The sequence below is a fragment of the Mesorhizobium sp. M00.F.Ca.ET.216.01.1.1 genome, from assembly GCF_004010325.2.
GTDB lineage: Bacteria > Pseudomonadota > Alphaproteobacteria > Rhizobiales > Rhizobiaceae > Mesorhizobium.
On sequence record NZ_SADR02000007.1, the window covers coordinates 38691 to 55810 of the forward strand.

A 17120-nucleotide genomic window follows, 5' to 3' on the forward strand; every position below is an offset into this window, starting at 1 on the left:
ATGGTCGATCCAGCCGGAAAAGCGGCTGAAATGCCGGGCACGCAGTTGCATTGGCAACTTTACCGACTATATTCCCGCCAAATTTCACGGGGCCGTTTTATGGCCATTTTTCAACATTCAGGAGTGTCTTGATGTTCGTTACACCGGCATACGCCCAAGGCATCGGCGCTTCGCCCGATATGTTCATCAGCATTTTGCCGTTTGTCCTGATTTTCGTGATCATGTATTTTCTGATCATCCGGCCGCAACGCGCACAGCTGAAGAAGCGCGGCGAGATGCTGGCGGCAGTTCGCCGCGGCGATACGGTCGTTACCGGCGGCGGCTTCGTCGGCAAGGTGACCAAGGTGATCGACGACAACGAGCTCGAGGTCGATCTTGGCGGCGGCACCAAGGTGACGGCGCTGCGCTCGACGATCGCTGACGTGCGCGTCAAGGGCGAGCCGGTGGCGAACCAGAACGCCAAGAAATAATTGAGTTGAAGGCGGAACGCAGCCGCTTGTACGCCTGAACGGACACACACAATGCTTTATTTTTCGCGCTTCAAGATGATCCTGATCTGGCTGGCTGTGGCCGCCACCGTGATCCTCGCTGCGCCCAATCTTTTCCCTGCCAGCACGCTCGCCAAGCTTCCCGACTGGGTGCCGAAGCGGCAGATGACGCTCGGCCTCGATCTGCAGGGCGGCTCGCACATCCTGCTCAGGATGGATCCGAACGATCTGATCAAGGACCGGCTGGAGACGACGCGGGACGAGATCAGGACTCTGCTGCGCGACGCCAAGATCGGCTACACCGGCCTTAGCGGCTCGGGCCGGACCGTGCAGGTCCGCATCACCGATGCCAATCAGGTCGATGCCGCCAAGAAAGCATTGAAGACATTGACCGATCCGGTTGCTGCCGGCCTGTTCAGCGGCGGCTCCATCCAGGAGATGACGCTGGATGATTCCCAGCCCGGTCTGCTCAAATTCACCGTCACCGATGCCGGCATCAAATATCGCACGTCGGCAGCACTGACGCAGTCGATCGAGGTGGTCAGCCGCCGCGTCAACGAGCTCGGCACGACCGAGCCGATCGTGCAACGGCAAGGCGACGACCGCATCCTGGTCCAGGTGCCGGGTCTGCAGGATCCGCAACGATTGAAGGATATCCTCGGTCAGACCGCCAAGCTGACCTTCCAGATGGTCGACCAGTCGATGCCGGTTCAGGATGCGCTCAACGGCCGTCCGCCGGCGGGGTCCTCGGTGCTTTACTCGCAGGACGATCCGCCGGTTCCGTATCTGATCGAGAACCGCGTCATCGTCTCGGGTGAGAACCTCGTCGATGCACAGGCGACATATAATTCGCAGACCAACGAGCCGGTGGTTTCGTTCCGCTTCGATTCAAAGGGAGCGTCGCGCTTCGGTCAGGCGACCTCGCAGAATGTCGGCAAGCTGTTTGCCATCGTCCTCGACAACCAAGTGATTTCGGCGCCGCAGATCCGCGAGCCGATCATGGGCGGCACCGGCCAGATCTCCGGCAATTTCACCGCCGAGAGCGCCAACGACCTCGCCGTGCTGCTGCGCGCCGGTGCGCTGCCGGCAACGCTGACGGTGATCGAAGAGCGCACTGTCGGCCCGGGCCTCGGCCAGGATTCCATCCATGCCGGCAAGGTCGCCGGCGTGATCGGCTCCATCCTCGTCGTCGCCTTCATGTTCGTCGCCTACGGCTTCCTCGGCTTCCTCGCCAACATCGCGCTGGCGGTGCACGTGGCGATGATCGTCGGGCTGTTGTCGGTGCTCGGCGCCACCCTGACCTTGCCGGGCATCGCCGGTATCGTGCTGACCATTGGCATGGCGGTCGATTCGAACGTTCTCATCTACGAGCGCATCCGCGAGGAGCGACGAAACGGCCGTTCGGTGATCCAGGCGATCGACACCGGCTTTTCGAAAGCGCTGGCGACTATCGTCGATTCCAATGTCACCTCGCTGATCGCGACCGTGGTGCTGTTTTGGCTCGGCACCGGGCCAGTGAAGGGTTTTGCCATCACCTACGCCATCGGCATCCTGACCACCGTCTTCACCGCCTTCACCTTCACCCGTCTGCTGGTGTCGATCTGGCTGCGCCGCGCTCGGCCGAAGGAACTGCCGCGGGCGCCGGTGACTTTCATCCCGCCCGGTACGAAAATCCCATTCATGGGCATCCGCCGCTGGACATTCGCGCTGTCGAGCGTGCTTTCGATCCTGTCGCTCGTGCTGTTCATGACCGTCGACATTAACTACGGCATCGACTTCAAGGGCGGCTCGCTGATCGAAGTGCAGTCAAAGACTGGCACGGCCGATCTTGCCGACATCCGCGGACGGCTGTCGGAACTCAACATCGGCGAGATACAGGTGCAGCAGTTCGGTGATCCAAATGATGTGCTGATCCGCGTTGGCACCCAGGAGGGCGGCGAGAACGCCGAACAGACCGTCATCGACAAGGTGCGTGGCGAGTTGCAGGACCAGTACGACTTCCGCCGCGTCGAAGTTGTGGGACCAACGGTTTCAGGTGAGCTCGCCAAGCAAGGCACCATCGCCATGCTTGTCGCGCTGTTTGGTATCCTGGTTTATGTGTGGTTCCGCTTCGAATGGCAGTTCGCGGTCGGCGCCATCATTGCGACTGTGCACGACGTGGTCATGACGATCGGCTTCTTCGTCATCAGCGGGCTCGAATTCAACCAGTCGTCGCTGGCAGCGATCCTCACCATCATCGGCTATTCGCTGAACGACACGATCGTCGTCTATGACCGTGTCCGCGAGGATCTGCGAAAATACAAACGGATGCCGCTACCGCAACTGTTGAACAACGCCATCAACGAGACGCTGTCGAGAACGACGCTGACCTCGGTGACGACGATCCTGGCGCTGTTGGCACTGGTGCTATTCGGCGGTGAAGTGATCCGTTCGTTCACGATGGCAATGCTGTTCGGCGTTGTCTTCGGAACCTATTCATCGATCTTCATTGCCGCACCGCTGCTCATCCTGTTCAAGCTGCGGCCGGAAGCCGCCACGTCCGATGAGGAAAAACCGGTCGGCGGTGGCAAGGCCGTGGCGACCTGACGCGTCAGCCGTGGCAAAAGGCATCGTCATACGCGAGGCGCATTTCCCCGGCCGTGTACCGATCGAGGCTTACGGCAATGGCGGGTTCCGCTTTGCCGACATGTCGCATCGCGGCTCGCTGCTCTGCCTGCCGTCCGGCATCTTTGGCTGGGAACCGGCTGATCCGCTGACGCTGACGGCAGCGGATTTCGGCAAGCTGCTGGCCGAGGCCGAGCAGGTCGAAATCCTGCTGGTCGGCGCCGGCAAGGATCTCAGGCCGTTGCCGGCGGCGCTGCGCGCTGCGCTGAAAGCGGCGGGCATTTCGGCGGATCCGATGTCGACCGGTGCGGCAGTGCGGACCTACAACGTTCTTCTTGCGGAAGACCGTGCGGTGGCTGCTGCGCTGATCGCCGTAGACTGATCGTGGCCGATGACGCCAAAATCGTCATGGAAACGGTGCGTGCCGCTGACCACGACCGCTATCTCACAGTACTCTATGCGCCTGAGGACAAGCGCGGCGCGTTGTTTTCGCTCTACGCCTTCAATGCAGAGATATCAGGCATCCGCGACCGCATCCATGAGGCGTTGCCGGGAGAAGTGCGGCTGCAGTGGTGGCGCGACGTCATTGCCGCGGAGGATGGGGCCGCGGAGGATGGGGCCGCGGAGGAGGGGGCCGCGGAGGGGGGGGCCGGAGGGGATGGAGCTAGTGTCGGCCATCCGGTTGCGGACGCGCTGAGAACGACGATTTCCGTCCACCGCCTGCCGAAAATTGCGTTCGAGAACATGCTCGAAGCGCGCATTTTCGATCTTTACGACGATCCGATGCCGTCGCGCACCGATCTGGAAGGCTATTGCGGCGAGACGGCAGGGGCGCTGATCCAGCTTGCGGCGATGGCTCTTGATCCTGTCGAGGCGCCGCGTTTTGCCGAACTTGCCGGCAGGGCAGGCTGCGCGCAGGCGATGACCGGCCTGCTGCTCCTGCTGCCGCTGCACCGCAAGCGCGGGCAATGCTTCATCCCGGCCGACATCCTGGCGGCGGCAGGGTCGTCGCCGCAAGAATTCATTACAGGCGATGGCGGGCCCGGCGCCAAACATGCTGTGGCCGCGATGATCGCGCTGGCGCGGGAACATCTGGCTGCTTTCGAGCAGGGCGCACCCTCGCTACCGGTTTCGCTACGCCCCGCATTCCTGCCGCTGGCCCTGTCGCGCGCCTATCTCAGCAAGATGGTGGGCTCTCGTCATTCACCGCTCCATGGCGCGGCGCGGCTCTCGGCCTTGCGCCGGCATTGGCTGTTATTCCGTCGCGCGACGCGAGGCTGGCCGCCCCTTTGACGTAAACGTCAACCGTGCTAGGAGTCTTTTCGGGCCAAGAAAATGCCGCCGAAGACGCGGCCGGTCCGGAGGAGATGCCTATCCCATGAGCCTGCCTGTGCTGGTCGCAATCGTCGTCTTCGGCGTTGCGCTGTCGGTCCTTGCCGTGCACCTTACCGGCGGCACCAAGACAGCGACGCTCGCCGGTGCCGACCAGGCACGGAACCGCTTCGCCGAGGATTTTCCCGACGAAATGGCGACGGGGGTTCGCCTAACGGCGGACGCCAGGACGGCGTTTCTCGATCTCGGGCGAGGGCGCAGCGGGATCGTCCACAGCGTCGGCGACTGCTTTTTGACGCGCATCGTCACACCGCGCGACGTTGCGGCTTTAAGTGTCGACGGTGCCGGCGCGATATCGCTCCGGCTTGCCGATTTCACCTGGAAGGGCGGGCGCTTCACCTTCGCCGACAAAGCCGACGGCGAGGCTGTCGTGGCCGCGCTTGGACGGCGAAACCAGATCAAGGAGGCTGCGTGATGGACGACTACAATTTTCCGCAGGTCACCCAGCTTGCCATCCCGTTCTTCGTCGCCGCGATCCTGATCGAGCTGTGGCTGGTGCGCACAGGTCGCGCCAAGGGATCGTTCGAGACCCGCGATACGTTGACCAGCCTGATGATGGGCACCGGCAATGTCGTCGCCGGGCTGCTTGGCGTCGTGTCTTACTGGGCACTGCTGTGGCTCTGGCAGTTCCGCGTCTTCAATCTCGGCCTGTCGATCTGGGTGTTAGTGGCGGCCTTCCTGCTCGATGATCTGCGCTATTACGTCTATCACCGCATCGCACACCGCGTGCGCTGGGTGTGGGCCGAGCACGTCAACCATCATTCCAGCCAGCACTACAATCTGTCGACGGCGCTGCGGCAGAGCTGGACGGGCCTATTCACCTTCATGTTCGTGCTGCAGGCGCCGCTGGTGCTGCTCGGCTTCCATCCGGCGGTGATTGCCTTCACCTTCGGTTTCAACCTGGTCTGGCAGTTCTGGATCCATACCGAGACGATCGGCAAGATGTGGGGCTGGTTCGAATTCATCTTCAACACGCCGTCGCATCACCGTGTCCACCATGCCACCAATCCGCGCTACCTCGACGCCAACTATGCCGGCACACTGATCATCTGGGACCGCATGTTCGGCACCTTCGTCGAAGAACTGGAGGAAGACCGGCCGCGCTACGGCATCGTTAGGAATCTCGGCACTTTCAATCCGCTGAAAGTGGCGTTCCACGAGTGGATCGGCATGTTCGGGGATGCGTTTGCGCCCGGCCTGACGCTGCGCGATCGTCTCAACTATCTGATCAAGCCGCCGGGCTGGAGCCATGACGGCTCGCGCGAAACCTCCGAGAGCCTGAAGACCGCCTATGTCAGAAGGAATCCGGGCGAAGCCGGCAAGCCGGGACTGCCGGTGGCCGGGGCCGAGCCGGCAGAATAGCTACTCCATCACGATGCTTCGCTCGATCCGCCATCGCGCATCAGCGTCTCGTAGTCGCGGCCGCCGTAGAAGATGTTGACGATGCGGACGAGATCGTCGTCGACAATGTAGGCGATGATAGCGGAGTGCTCGAACGGAACCGTTCGCAATCCCGGAACGATGTCGTCACGCGACCGGTCGCCGCGAGGCGCATTGCCGATACTTCCACAACGCACTTTGATCCGGTCGATGAAATTGTTGGCGACGCCTTCGCTCCCGCTACGGTCGAGAACATAGGCGGCAATCGATTCCAGGTCTGCGAGCGCGCCTTCGCTAAGAACTACGGCGAGACGCTGGATCATCGATCTCTCTCGCCAGTTCCGAAATCCGATTTTTTACTCTCGCGATTGCCTGGTCCAGCGGAACGTCAGGCCTGGTATCTTCTATCGATGCCTTCACGCGCGCCCTGATCGACGCCATGCGCTCGGCGTGTTCTTCCACTTCGCGCTGGAAAGCGCGAAGTGCGGCGCGGATGACCTCGCTCGCCGATCCGAAGGAGCCGTCTTCGACTTTTTCACGGATCATGCGCGCCATGGCGGGCGTAACGGTGACAGACAGTTTCTCGGCGGGTTCCATGGAGTTGCTCCACATGCGGAGAGTAGGATAGTATCCTACTCCCCGGCCTGTCAACAACAACGGATAAGGCTGCTATTCCGCCGCCTCCGCCCGCGAGGGCAGGTGCAGCCATTCGCGGCAATCCGCCAGCGCGCGCGACGTCACCGCTCGCCGCTTGGCGACGGTCTTGTCCTTGCCGCGCAGGCGCTTGCCCTCGGCCTTCGGCGCCTCCACTGGCGGGAACAGGCCGAAATTGACGTTCATCGGCTGGAAGGAGCGCTTTCCCGGCTCGTCGTCGGAAACGATATGGCCGCCGGTGATATGGTTGAGCAGCGCGCCGAAGGCAGTGGTGAGCGGCGGCAACGACGGCGCATGGCCGAGCCTTTCGGCGGCGGCAAAGCGCCCAGCAAGCAACCCGATGGCGGCACTTTCGACATAACCTTCGCAGCCGGTGATCTGGCCGGCAAAGCGCAGGCCCGGGCGCGACTTCAGCTGCAGCGAATGATCAAGCAGCGTCGGCGAATTGATGTAGGTGTTGCGATGCAGGCCGCCGAGTCGGGCAAACTCGGCGTTTTCCAGCCCCGGAATGGTGCGGAAGATGCGCACCTGCTCGGCATGCTTCAGCTTGGTCTGGAAGCCGACCATGTTGTAGAGCGTGCCCAGCGCATTGTCCTGTCGAAGCTGAACGATCGCATAGGCTTTCACCGACGGATTGTGTGCGTTGGTCAGCCCCATCGGCTTCATCGGGCCATAGCGCAGCGTCTCGACGCCGCGCTCGGCCATCACCTCGATCGGCAGGCAGCCGTCGAAATAGGGCGTGCCTTCCCATTGCTTGAATTCGGTCTTCTGGCCGTCGACAAGCGCCTGCACGAAGGCAAGGTACTGCTCCTTGTCCATCGGACAGTTGATGTAGTCTTTGCCGGTGCCGCCCGGCCCGACTTTGTCATAGCGCGATTGGAACCAGCAGGTACCCATGTCGATGGTGTCGAAATGCACGATCGGTGCGATGGCGTCGAAGAAGGCGAGCGCATCGGCTCCGGTCGCCTCGGCGATCGATTGGGCAAGCAACGGCGCGGTCAGCGGGCCGGTGGCGATGATCGCCTGGTCCCAGTCCGCCGGCGGCAGGCCGGGCACTTCCTCGCGCTGGATGGTGATGAGCGGGTGCGCCTCGATTTTCCTGGTCACTGCCTCGGAAAACCCGTCGCGGTCGACGGCAAGCGCGCCGCCGGCCGGCACCTGATGCGCGTCGCCGGCGCTCATGATCAGCGAACCGGCAAGCCGCATCTCGGCATGCAAAAGGCCGACGGCGTTGGCTTCGGCGTCATCGGAGCGGAAGGAATTGGAACAGACAAGCTCGGCCAGCCCATCCGTCTTGTGCGCGTCGGTGCCGCGAACAGGGCGCATTTCATGCAGCACGACCGGGACGCCGGCTTCCGCCGCCTGCCATGCCGCTTCGGAACCGGCGAGGCCGCCGCCGATGACGTGAATGGGTTTCTTGCTCATGAGCGCCGAGATAGTCGCTTGGCGCGACGATTGCAATTGCCGCAGCGAGGGAGAGCAATAACCGCTGTCGGGGAAGGCCTGCCCTTGAAAAACAACACCCGCCGGGGGAGGAGGTCCTGTGAGCATCCGTTAAATATTTCTTTTATTTCAATCACTGGTGGCCTTCTGGGGGCTCTCCGTGGGGATTTCGGTGGGGGTTTTCGCCACGAGTTCGTCACGGTGGGCTTTCGTCCGCTCCATCGTCACCGCCAGATCGTCGTCGGTGACCTGCGCGTATTTCAGGGTCGTGGTGAGCTTGGCGTGGCCCAGCAGCTTCTGGACGAGCCGCAGATTGCCGGTCGCGCGCAGCAGTTGGCTGGCCGCAGTGTCGCGCGTGTCATGGAACCGGAACGCCGTGATCCCTGCTTTTGCCGTGGCAAGCCCGAAGGCTTCCTGCAAGCCGGTTGCCGTCAGCGGGTAATGCCGGCCGCGCACGGTGGCCGGTGAATTGGCTGTCGCGCGGCGCGTGTAGGCGGCGACATAGGTGAACACCTTGACCGGATGATTGTCTTTCAGGCCCCATAGTAGCGCCCGCACATCGCTGGGCATCGGCACCGTGCGCTTCTTGTCGCCCTTGCCGTCGAGGGTCAGGCGATCATTGAAAAAGTCGACATGCGGCCAGTCGAGGTTCAGGAGTTCCTCAAGCCGCGCTCCCATGCGAAAGGCAAAGAAGGTCGCAGCGTCATAGCCGCGCTTGAGCGATGTGAATATCGCCGCTTCCTGATCCAGCGATGCCTCGCGCACGATCTCCTGTCATTCGGGCAGCATGTGCACCGCCCAGTCGATCTGCTGCACCGGCACCTTCCAGACCTTCCTTGCCCGCGTCAGGATTTGCCGCATCGGCTCCGTGACCGTGCGGTTGACGGTCGCCTTGGAGACGGGCCGGTCGTCCGCACAGGGTTTGCCGCGCCGCTTGGCGGCGGTCAGCTTGGCGACATTGACGCGCGGTTCGCCGCGCCGCTTGGCGACCATCTTGGCGATGTCGTTGTCGCCGATATCGACGAGCCGCGTCGTCCTGCCGAAAATGCTTTTCGATCCAGCCAAGCGACCACGCCAGCTTGTCGGTGTCGACGACATCGGCGTTCTTGTCCTCCCAATAGCGGGTGCATGCGTTGGCGACCGTCATATTGACAGTGGGCAGATCGACGCCCTTGCGGGTCGCCAGCGGCAAAATGTGAACGGTTTGCTTAGCCAGGCGGTTGCACATCGGGACGGGCGAATCGATAATGGGAGGGGAGCGGAGGCTGTCGGGAGGAAAAGTGCCCTCTTTGAGCTCTGTTATCTGGCGTACGCGCCACATGCTTGACGCCTCCCGATTGAGTGCCACGGCGCGGTCGGTGCGGCGAGAGCGCCTCACCTACCTTTCGCCTTGGAGGCTGAGACGTCTCGAGATGGCATTGAAGGAGGTTCTGAAAGAGAACGTGCCTGGCGATATAGCCGAATTCGGCATTGCCCTGGGGGGAAGCGCCATCATTCTGTCCAAGAAAGCAAGCCGCCATGGACGCCGCTTTCACGGCTTCGACGTTTTCGGAATGATACCTCCACCTAAGTCGGCGAAGGACGACCTGAAAGCAAGGGACCGTTACAAGACGATCGCGAGCGGGGAATCCAAGGGAATCGGCGACGATCTTTACTATGGCTATCGCGAGAATCTTTATGATGAAGTCTGCCGTTCCTTCACGAAATATGGCCTCACCGTCGACGGGTCGATGGTCAGCCTGCATAAAGGACTATTCGAGAATACCCTCCCGGCGGCAGGGATAGAGAAGATCGCCTTCGCCCATATCGATTGCGACTGGTATGATCCGGTCACGTATTGCCTGAATAGCCTGGCAGACCGGATAACTCCGCGAGGGGTCATCTTGATCGATGACTATCATGACTACGGAGGATGCCGAACGGCGACAGACGAGTTCCTGCAGGCTCGTCCTGACTTCGCATTCGAAGACGGAGGAAACGTCATCCTGCGCCGGACCGGACTGAATGGCTGAATACCAAGAGTGGCGAGCGCGTCAGAATAGGTGCAGCGGCACCATCAGCGGAATCTAGCGTCCGCTTTCCACCCTGAGCTGCCCTGCGCGTTGGGTACCAAGCGTCAGGCTTTCACCACTAGTGGCTGCAAGTGTATGCAGCGGGCAGATATGGGTGGAAGCGGCTTATTTGAAGATCAGGATCAGTAGCAGCAGAACGAGATTGACCAACCCGACGAGCATTGCGTCGCGCGCTCTACCGGCCGCCAAAGCGGACGTGAGCTTGCTCATCATCGCTTCTTTCACAGCTCTTGCGGGCAATTCGTCGGACCCAATCGATAGAACGAACTCGTCAACCATCGCCTCAGTCTTGTCATCGATATCTTGCGAAAACAGTGTCATTTCCTCAGCCTCACGCAGCAACCCAGTCGCATTAAACCGGTCGTCCTTCTGCTCTGCTAAGCATGTCAAGGCGTCATCCGGGGGCACCGATGGCATGCTTGCTGACCGCCATCGCGATGCGGAAGGAGCTTGCGGATCTTCTAGCGCAGTCAAAAGCATTGGTGTCTGCGCTGCAGCGCCAGCCCACGGACCGTTGGTATCACTCGATCCGTTGGCCAGACGGATCGAACTTCAGCACTACACTGTCATGCCCTTGCCCGGTAAAGACGGAGATTTCTGTGCTCCCATCCGCATGTATCTTGATCGCTCCGCTGCAATCACTGTTTTCGACGTCAGTATCCTTGTAACCGTTCTCCTCGATGGCTTGGGTTATGGATTTGCCTGCTCGCGCAAGTATAGCAATGGCCCGCGCTATGCTCTCCGGGGTGACGTCGGTAATCTCAATGCCAATATTGCGACCTTTAAAGTCATCGTTATTCATCCGCAGTGCAAATATGATGGCTACGCCCTCATCTTGATCTCGTTTGAGTTTTTCGAGGAGTGCGGTGAACCCACCCGCATCCTTAATAAAATTGTCTGGTCCGGCCCACTTTTCATAAAGAGACTTCGTTTCCTCCTAAGCATCCGTTCCAACTGCACCCGCGTAACCATTCCAGAACGGAGCAAGGACAATAGCCAACGCGATCCATCCCTTCCAATCCGTGATAAACTGAAATGTATCATTCGGCCCTGCAAGACCGCGCAACATCTCAATGCTGGCAACCTCACCTGTGAAGCGCTCCATGAATACCTGGGCCATAGCGGCTGTGCTGGCACTCTTATCGCTGCCAAATGCCACAGTGAGCTGCATGTTATTTGCCACCTACGTCTCCAACGTTCCGGCTTCCGAATCGAACCCACTTGGGACGATAGAGAATGCACTTGCCTGAAATTCAAAATGTCGTGCAGTTCACAGTGTTGCCGAAGCGATTACACGTCGTCGTTTTTGGCTGACTGTTTTGCATGTTGGTAAAGGCCGCATTTGCTCTGGCGGATGCCCTGCCCCGAGACGAAATGGACTCGTTTTGGATGCATTGGGCCATGGCTGGGGTTCCTGGCTCGAAGCCGTAGGAAACGCATCGGTTCCGGAAATAGGTGGCCTGTTCCGCCTGGGGGGTGGTGGCAAACCAAGCAGGCGAGCCAGGCATCCCGAGGCCCGAACCGGAGCAGCCGCTTATGAGGATGGTAGCGGCCGCCGCGAAAATATGGATCTTGCGCATGCTGGTTCCCCCTACGCTCACTGAACTTCAAAAGCTTCGCCCCCGCAAGGGCGCTTGACGGTTCAGCGAACGGCACGGCGTCTACATTTCGTTGCTTTCGATGATGCCGGCTCCGCCATCACGCGGCACCGTCGCAGCGGCGCGCTCAATGCAGCCGATCCTTGCGGGGGTCGAACATGCGCTCGATGCGGGCGATCTCGTCGGGATCGGTGATCTCTTGGCCGAATTTCCGCAGGACTGCCAGCACATGCTCCGCCGGGTAGCGGCGCAGCATCCAGTCCAGATCGGCGTTCAGCTTGGCTTCCCTCTCTTCGGCGGTATCGCGGTCGGCGAAGCGGTGGCAGCGGCCGCATTAAAGGTTCTTGAGGTCGTTCGGGTTCCGGCTTTCGGCGAGGCAGTGGGCGCAGACGTAGCTCATCATTCCGGCTCCTGGTCGGTGACCTTCACGCGCGGGCGGCTTCCCGCCATCACTGCCTCCCGTCGACCTGGCTGACCTCCTCGCGATCGTGCAGGCGCACGATGCGGACAAGGCGCTGGTCGCGCCTGGCGATTATCGCCGCCTGTTGCTGCAGGAAGGGCAGCCGCTGTTTGTCCGCCGCCACGAGCGGCATCCATGCGTCGTCGACCAGGACCGCGCAGACGCCCTCGGTGCCGTTGTCATCGACTGACAGGGCCATCCAGATCTGGTCGACCCGCAGCAGCTTGTTGATTTGGGGGCCGTCATGCGGCGTCCTCATAGCTCATACCGTCGGTCCCGGATGGTGGCTAAAGGAAAATTGGCGTGTCCTTTTATGCGGGCCGTACAACCGGATTTCAACCGGAAAGTGCAGACTTATAGAACCTGATCCGATCAAGGATCATGTCGCAGGGAAACACGCTGCTCTCCGATCCCGCTACGATCCGCCCATGGCTTGTGGCGGCGGAACATCTGCAGAACTTCGGTGGGGCTTTTCACCACGGGACACCGGTTTTGGCCCCACAATACCCGTTTTGTTCTTCTTGGCAAAAACGCCAAACCATTTGAAACAAAAGGATTTTCGCCCTTGAAAAAACAACACCCGCCGGGGGAGGAGGTCCGGCGGGTGTCGTTTTGCTGGTCGATCCTCGGGAGGAGGTGAAGATCGACCGTATTCGCCATCGCCGGGGAGGAGGTCGGCTTTGACGAAATTGCTTTCGCCTGATGAAAGGGGGCGAAACCCTTTTGGAAAACAACGCCCGCCGGGGGAGGAGGTCCGGCGGGCGCCGTTTTTGTGGTCAACCCTCGGGAGGAGGTGAAGGCTGACCGTATTCGTCAGGGTCGGGGAGGAGGTCGACCCTGGCGAAATTCCTGGTTAGATCGCCTTGCGGGCGACCGTCTTGATCTCGTCGCGGACGATGCCGAGATCATGAAGCTGGCGGTTCGAGAGGCGACCCAGTTCGGTAACCGTCTCGCGGTAAACGCGCCAGTTGCGATAGTTGCGGATCAGGTTCATTGTCGTTCTTTCTCAAAAACTGGTTCGGACCATTTGCGGTCCGAAGGGATTAGACCGCCTTGCGGGCGACGTAATGAATGTCGCTGCGGCTGATGCCGAGGTCGGTCAGTTCACGGTTGCTCAGGCGGCTCAGCTCGGAAACGGTGTCCCGGTAGCGGCGCCAGTTGCGATAGTTGCGGATCAGGTTCATGGTATTCTCGTTTCGTCTTTCTTCGGATCATTCCGTCTTTGTGTACGCCATGAAGATAGGTGGGCTCATATCGATTTAAAAGCGCTATTGGTGCATGGCAGCAATGCAAATTGTGCAATGCAACATCAGTGCGCGTTCCAGGTCTTCGACACAAAGAAACCCGAATCAGAAAATGCCGTTGCGTCAACGGCTTGGCCGGATCGGCTGAAAAAAAGACCACGCTGGGGGAGAAGGGCATGGCGAGCTATGCGTCACGGGTCAGGTCGGATATCGCACGATGGCAGCAGGCCGGCCTGATCGACACACGGACAGCCGATGCGCTGACGCGAGACGTCGAGACCAATGAACGGAGATCGCTGAGCTTCGGCTCGATCCTGGCGATGATGGCAGCGCTGCTGTTTGGCGCCGCCATCCTGATCTTCGTCGCCGCCAACTGGGAGACCATCCCGAGACTGGCACGGGTCGCCGCACTCTTCGCCATTATCCTCGCCGGCTATGTCGGCGGTGCGGTGCTGAAGACACGCGACCATGCGGCGATCGGCGAGGCGCTGTGGATCGTGGCAGCGGCGGCGTTCGGCGGATCGATCGCGCTGATCGGCCAGATGTATCATCTGTCGGGCGACGAGGCCTCGGCCTTGATCACGTGGGGCGCCGGTACGGCTCTGGCGGCGGTCGCGCTGCGCTCGAGCCCGCTGACCGTTGCTTCCGTCGGCATCGCCGATGCCTGGCTTGTCCTCAAGGGGTTCGACTATTTCCGGCAGACAGAATTTCCGCGTCTTTTCGTCGTCATGGCGCTTGTGCTGTTTGCCATCTCGTTCTGGACCCGCAGCCAGGCAGCGCGGCACCTGATCATCCTGTCGATCATCTTCTATCTCGTGCTGTTCGCCATCGATCACGACACGCTCCAAGTCGCAGTCCCGCTCGTTGCCGCCTCGGCGCTGCTTTTCGTGGCCGCGATCTTCGCCAGCGAGCCCGTCGACAAGGTCGTACAGCTTGGCGGCCGGCTGCCCTTGCATGCCTTGATCGGTTTTCTCACCGGCCTGGCGATGGTCCAGTTCGAACTCGCAGGTAAAAGCACCTACGACAGCGGCTTTGCCACCGCCTCGGCCGTTGCGCTCGCTGGCATCGTTGCGGCGATCATGCTGGGTGGCCGCGAGAGCAGGGGCCTGCGCTGGGTCGCCTATGCAGGCTTCGCCTTCGAACTCGCCATCATCTACGTGGTGATGTTGCAGTCGATGCTCGACACTGCAGGCTTCTTCCTTGCGGCGGCAGTGCTTCTCGGCATCCTTGCCCTTGTCATCATCCGCATCGAAAAACGCATGAACGCCCCTCGCGCAGAAGGAGCAGCCGCATGATGACCGGGAAAAGACTGGTTATTTCGGCGCTGGTGCTGGCGCTCGTCCAGATCGGCTTCCTGAGCTGGATCATCGCTGGCCGGGCGGCAATCCTGCGCGACGGCAGGCAAGTGCTGCTGAAGGTCGAGCCGATCGATCCGCGCGACCTCATGCGCGGCGACTATATTTCCCTCGGCTACGAGATATCGCGCATACCGGTGAAGCTGATCGCCAACATCCCGACAGGCAAGCCGTCGAGCGACGATACGTCGATCGTGGTCAGGCTGAAGCAAGGCGCTGACGGCTATTGGGGGCCGACCGCAGCATGGTTCGGTCAGGCGCCGACGCCGGCAGCATCCGACGAAGCCGATATCGCCGGGCATGTGGCCGAAGGCTGGGACCTTAGCGAAGGAAGGACGATCGCGCCGGACTACGGCATCGAACGCTTCTATCTGCCGGAAGGCGAGGGAATGGCGATCCAGAGCGATATGCGGGTGCGGCCGTTCGGCATCCGCGTCGCGATCGCTGCCAACGGCACCGCACAGATCAAGGCGCTGACGGATGGCGACAAGACGCTGTTCGAGGAGCCGCTTTACTAGTCAGATTGTGGTGCGGATGAAGGGACTCGAACCCCCACGCCTTTCGGCACTGGAACCTAAATCCAGGGCGTCTACCAATTCCGCCACATCCGCGCAGCCCGGCAAATCCCATGTAGCCATCATTCTGTCAATGTCGCAGCCCAAATGACGGACGTTCGCTCAGACGCGAAGATGGTTGAAAATTGGCCTCGCCTGTGACAAAAGGCGTGTCGAATGTGACGGGACGCGACGATCCGCTTCTGCAGAATGTGATAAGAAGTAGGAAAAACAAAGACTTATTCACATTTTGGAGCGCAGTTTGGAAAGGATTTGAGCCGCTTTAGCGGTCAAGCCGCCAGGTTCCGTACCAAAAGCCATTTCCGGCAAGATGACACCGGCAGGCTGTGACGGCAGAAGCCGTTTGGCAGCCTCATTGGTGAAAACAAAGGTTTTACGATGCAGGTCACCGAAACGCTCAACTCCGGTCTCAAGCGCGAGATCAAGATCACCGTGCCGGCCGGTGACATGGAAGCCAAGCTGATGGCGCGGCTTTCCGATGCCAGGAACAAGGTCCGCATCAACGGCTTCCGTCCCGGCAAGGTGCCGGTACAGCACCTGCGCAAGGTCTACGGCAAGTCGTTCATGGCCGAGGTGGTCAACGAGATCCTCAACGACTCAACCCGCTCGATCATCAGCGGGCGCGGCGAAAAGGCCGCCATGCAGCCCGAAGTGATCATGACCGAGGACGAGAAAGAGGCCGAGAAGATCCTGGCCGGCGGCGCCGACTTCGAATTCCGCCTGAACTACGAGGTCATTCCGGCGATCGAGATCAAGGATTTCTCCGACATCAAGGTGACGCGCCAGGTGTTCGACGTGCCTGACACCGAGATCGACGAGCAGGTCAAGCGTGTTGCTGAATCGGCGCGCACTTACGAGCCGAAGGCCGGCAAGGCCGCCGAAGGCGACCGCGTGACGATCGACTATGTCGGCAAGATCGACGGCACCGCCTTCAGCGGTGGCGCCGGCACCGATCAGCCGCTGGTGCTCGGCTCCAAGGAATTCATTCCCGGCTTCGAAGACCAGCTCGTCGGCGCCAAGGCCGGTGACGAGAAGCAGGTCACGGTCACTTTCCCGGAAAATTACCAGGCGGCGCATCTGGCTGGCAAGGAAGCCACCTTCGACGTCACCGTCAAGGAAGTGTCCAAGCCCGGCGCGCTGGAGATCAACGACGAGCTGGCCAAGAATCTCGGCCTGGAGTCGCTGGAGCGCCTGCGTGAAGTGGTGCGCGGCCAGATCGAGAACCAGTTCGGTTCGATGACACGCCAGAAGGTCAAGCGCCAGCTTCTCGACCAGCTGGATGCTTCCTATTCGTTCGAGGCGCCGTCGAAGCTCGTCGAGGCCGAGTTCAACAACATCTGGAGCCAGGTCAACCGTGATCTCGAAGCTGCCGGACGCACCTTCGCCGACGAGGAGACGACGGAAGAAGAGGCCCGTGCCGAATATATGCGGCTTGCCGAGCGCCGCGTTCGCCTTGGCCTGGTGCTCGCCGAAATCGGCGAGAAGGCCGGCATCACTGTGACGGACGAGGAATTGCAGCGCGGCCTGTTCGAGCAGGTGCGCCGCTATCCGGCCAACCAGCAGCAGGAAGCCTTCGAATTCTACCGCAGCAACCCGGAAGCGCTGAATACGCTGCGCGCGCCGATGTTCGAGGAGAAGGTGGTCGACCACCTGCTCGGCCAGATCACGGTCACCGACGTCAAGGTCAGCAAGGAAGAGCTGATGGCCGACGATGAGGATAGCGAGACGGCCAAGGCGAAGCCGGCCAAGAAAGCCAGTGCGAAGAAGGCCGACGCCAAGAAGGCCGACGACGCGGAAGAGCCCAAGCAAAAGGCGGCGCCGAAGAAAAAGGCAGCCAAGGACGCCGAATAGCACG

General features: G+C 61.0%; 23 protein-coding genes and 1 tRNA gene. 10 read left to right on the plus strand and 14 right to left on the minus strand.

The window, feature by feature from the left end; translation table 11 throughout:
* The first annotated feature begins 131 nt into the window (after nucleotides 1–131).
* The 6 genes from yajC (at nucleotide 132) to EN859_RS11325 (ending at nucleotide 5846) form a co-directional block, all read left to right on the plus strand.
* Nucleotides 132–470 carry a preprotein translocase subunit YajC gene (gene yajC, locus EN859_RS11300; RefSeq protein WP_127856100.1) on the plus strand — a complete coding sequence of 113 codons (339 nt, stop codon included), beginning with the start codon at nucleotides 132–134 and terminating at the stop codon, nucleotides 468–470.
* Between the two features lie 51 nt (nucleotides 471–521).
* Complete coding sequence (gene secDF / locus EN859_RS11305) at nucleotides 522–3074, plus strand: protein translocase subunit SecDF (RefSeq protein WP_127856099.1); 2553 nt, start codon at nucleotides 522–524, stop codon at nucleotides 3072–3074.
* Nucleotides 3075–3084: 10 nt separating this feature from the next.
* Nucleotides 3085–3474, plus strand: a complete 390-nt coding sequence (locus tag EN859_RS11310; protein WP_189501854.1) for an Mth938-like domain-containing protein — start codon at nucleotides 3085–3087, stop codon at nucleotides 3472–3474.
* 2 nt (nucleotides 3475–3476) lie between these two features.
* Nucleotides 3477–4385, plus strand: coding sequence for a phytoene/squalene synthase family protein (locus EN859_RS11315; RefSeq protein WP_189501856.1), 909 nt, complete (start codon nucleotides 3477–3479; stop codon nucleotides 4383–4385).
* 85 nt (nucleotides 4386–4470) lie between these two features.
* Nucleotides 4471–4899, plus strand: coding sequence for a hypothetical protein (locus tag EN859_RS11320; RefSeq protein ID WP_127856097.1), 429 nt, complete (start codon nucleotides 4471–4473; stop codon nucleotides 4897–4899).
* Entirely contained in the window at nucleotides 4899–5846 is a 948-nt protein-coding gene (locus EN859_RS11325; protein WP_189501858.1) for a sterol desaturase family protein, read from the plus strand. Before EN859_RS11320 ends, EN859_RS11325 begins: the two co-directional genes overlap by 1 nt.
* Before the next feature lie 8 nt (nucleotides 5847–5854).
* Here EN859_RS11325 and EN859_RS11330 read toward each other — a convergent pair whose 3' ends face one another.
* The 5 genes from EN859_RS11330 to EN859_RS11350 form a co-directional block, all read right to left on the minus strand.
* Complete coding sequence (locus tag EN859_RS11330) at nucleotides 5855–6187, minus strand: type II toxin-antitoxin system RelE/ParE family toxin (RefSeq protein WP_127856095.1); 333 nt, start codon at nucleotides 6185–6187, stop codon at nucleotides 5855–5857.
* Nucleotides 6159–6461 carry a type II toxin-antitoxin system ParD family antitoxin gene (locus tag EN859_RS11335; RefSeq protein WP_189501859.1) on the minus strand — a complete coding sequence of 101 codons (303 nt, stop codon included), beginning with the start codon at nucleotides 6459–6461 and terminating at the stop codon, nucleotides 6159–6161. The genes EN859_RS11330 and EN859_RS11335 overlap by 29 nt, the downstream gene beginning before the upstream one ends.
* A gap of 72 nt (nucleotides 6462–6533) precedes the next feature.
* Nucleotides 6534–7943: a methylenetetrahydrofolate--tRNA-(uracil(54)-C(5))-methyltransferase (FADH(2)-oxidizing) TrmFO gene (gene trmFO, locus EN859_RS11340; RefSeq protein ID WP_127856094.1), complete on the minus strand. Its 1410-nt coding sequence runs from the start codon at nucleotides 7941–7943 to the stop codon at nucleotides 6534–6536.
* A 147-nt stretch (nucleotides 7944–8090) separates the two neighbouring features.
* The gene (locus tag EN859_RS11345; RefSeq protein ID WP_127856093.1) at nucleotides 8091–8726 is read right to left on the minus strand and encodes a site-specific integrase; all 636 of its coding nucleotides are present in this window, start codon (nucleotides 8724–8726) and stop codon (nucleotides 8091–8093) included.
* Nucleotides 8727–8735: 9 nt separating this feature from the next.
* On the minus strand, nucleotides 8736–9026 hold the full coding sequence (locus EN859_RS11350) for a hypothetical protein (RefSeq protein ID WP_127856092.1): 291 nt from the start codon (nucleotides 9024–9026) through the stop codon (nucleotides 8736–8738).
* A 254-nt stretch (nucleotides 9027–9280) separates the two neighbouring features.
* On the opposite strand from EN859_RS11350, the gene EN859_RS11355 reads away from it, so the two are divergent.
* A complete protein-coding gene (locus tag EN859_RS11355) occupies nucleotides 9281–9973 on the plus strand; it encodes a TylF/MycF/NovP-related O-methyltransferase (RefSeq protein WP_127856091.1) in 693 nt (230 codons plus the stop codon).
* 165 nt (nucleotides 9974–10138) lie between these two features.
* Here EN859_RS11355 and EN859_RS11360 read toward each other — a convergent pair whose 3' ends face one another.
* The 8 genes from EN859_RS11360 to EN859_RS11395 all read right to left on the minus strand — a co-directional run bounded on the left by EN859_RS11360 (nucleotide 10139) and on the right by EN859_RS11395 (nucleotide 13275).
* Nucleotides 10139–10513 carry a hypothetical protein gene (locus EN859_RS11360; RefSeq protein ID WP_127856090.1) on the minus strand — a complete coding sequence of 125 codons (375 nt, stop codon included), beginning with the start codon at nucleotides 10511–10513 and terminating at the stop codon, nucleotides 10139–10141.
* A 40-nt stretch (nucleotides 10514–10553) separates the two neighbouring features.
* Nucleotides 10554–10835: a hypothetical protein gene (locus EN859_RS11365; protein WP_127856089.1), complete on the minus strand. Its 282-nt coding sequence runs from the start codon at nucleotides 10833–10835 to the stop codon at nucleotides 10554–10556.
* 135 nt (nucleotides 10836–10970) lie between these two features.
* Nucleotides 10971–11216 (minus strand): hypothetical protein, encoded by a 246-nt coding sequence (locus EN859_RS11370; RefSeq protein ID WP_127856088.1) that lies wholly within the window; start codon nucleotides 11214–11216, stop codon nucleotides 10971–10973.
* A 70-nt stretch (nucleotides 11217–11286) separates the two neighbouring features.
* On the minus strand, nucleotides 11287–11613 hold the full coding sequence (locus EN859_RS11375; RefSeq protein ID WP_127856087.1) for a hypothetical protein: 327 nt from the start codon (nucleotides 11611–11613) through the stop codon (nucleotides 11287–11289).
* A 145-nt stretch (nucleotides 11614–11758) separates the two neighbouring features.
* The gene (locus EN859_RS40245; protein ID WP_135913528.1) at nucleotides 11759–11887 is read right to left on the minus strand and encodes a quinolinate synthase NadA; all 129 of its coding nucleotides are present in this window, start codon (nucleotides 11885–11887) and stop codon (nucleotides 11759–11761) included.
* A 193-nt stretch (nucleotides 11888–12080) separates the two neighbouring features.
* Complete coding sequence (locus EN859_RS11385; RefSeq protein ID WP_135913529.1) at nucleotides 12081–12350, minus strand: hypothetical protein; 270 nt, start codon at nucleotides 12348–12350, stop codon at nucleotides 12081–12083.
* Between the two features lie 594 nt (nucleotides 12351–12944).
* On the minus strand, nucleotides 12945–13085 hold the full coding sequence (locus tag EN859_RS11390) for a DUF1127 domain-containing protein (protein ID WP_127851458.1): 141 nt from the start codon (nucleotides 13083–13085) through the stop codon (nucleotides 12945–12947).
* A gap of 49 nt (nucleotides 13086–13134) precedes the next feature.
* Nucleotides 13135–13275: a DUF1127 domain-containing protein gene (locus tag EN859_RS11395; RefSeq protein ID WP_006335194.1), complete on the minus strand. Its 141-nt coding sequence runs from the start codon at nucleotides 13273–13275 to the stop codon at nucleotides 13135–13137.
* A 236-nt stretch (nucleotides 13276–13511) separates the two neighbouring features.
* Here EN859_RS11395 and EN859_RS11400 point away from each other — a divergent pair, with 236 nt between their 5' ends.
* Together EN859_RS11400 and EN859_RS11405 are read left to right on the plus strand one after the other, a co-directional pair.
* Nucleotides 13512–14630 carry a DUF2157 domain-containing protein gene (locus EN859_RS11400; protein WP_127851457.1) on the plus strand — a complete coding sequence of 373 codons (1119 nt, stop codon included), beginning with the start codon at nucleotides 13512–13514 and terminating at the stop codon, nucleotides 14628–14630.
* Nucleotides 14627–15208: a GDYXXLXY domain-containing protein gene (locus tag EN859_RS11405; protein ID WP_127851456.1), complete on the plus strand. Its 582-nt coding sequence runs from the start codon at nucleotides 14627–14629 to the stop codon at nucleotides 15206–15208. The genes EN859_RS11400 and EN859_RS11405 overlap by 4 nt, the downstream gene beginning before the upstream one ends.
* An 8-nt stretch (nucleotides 15209–15216) precedes the next feature.
* Here EN859_RS11405 and EN859_RS11410 read toward each other — a convergent pair.
* Nucleotides 15217–15301 (minus strand) — tRNA-Leu (locus tag EN859_RS11410).
* A gap of 342 nt (nucleotides 15302–15643) precedes the next feature.
* Between EN859_RS11410 and tig the strand changes: the two genes are divergently transcribed.
* Nucleotides 15644–17116, plus strand: a complete 1473-nt coding sequence (gene tig / locus EN859_RS11415; RefSeq protein WP_127851455.1) for a trigger factor — start codon at nucleotides 15644–15646, stop codon at nucleotides 17114–17116.
* Nucleotides 17117–17120 lie beyond the last annotated feature (4 nt).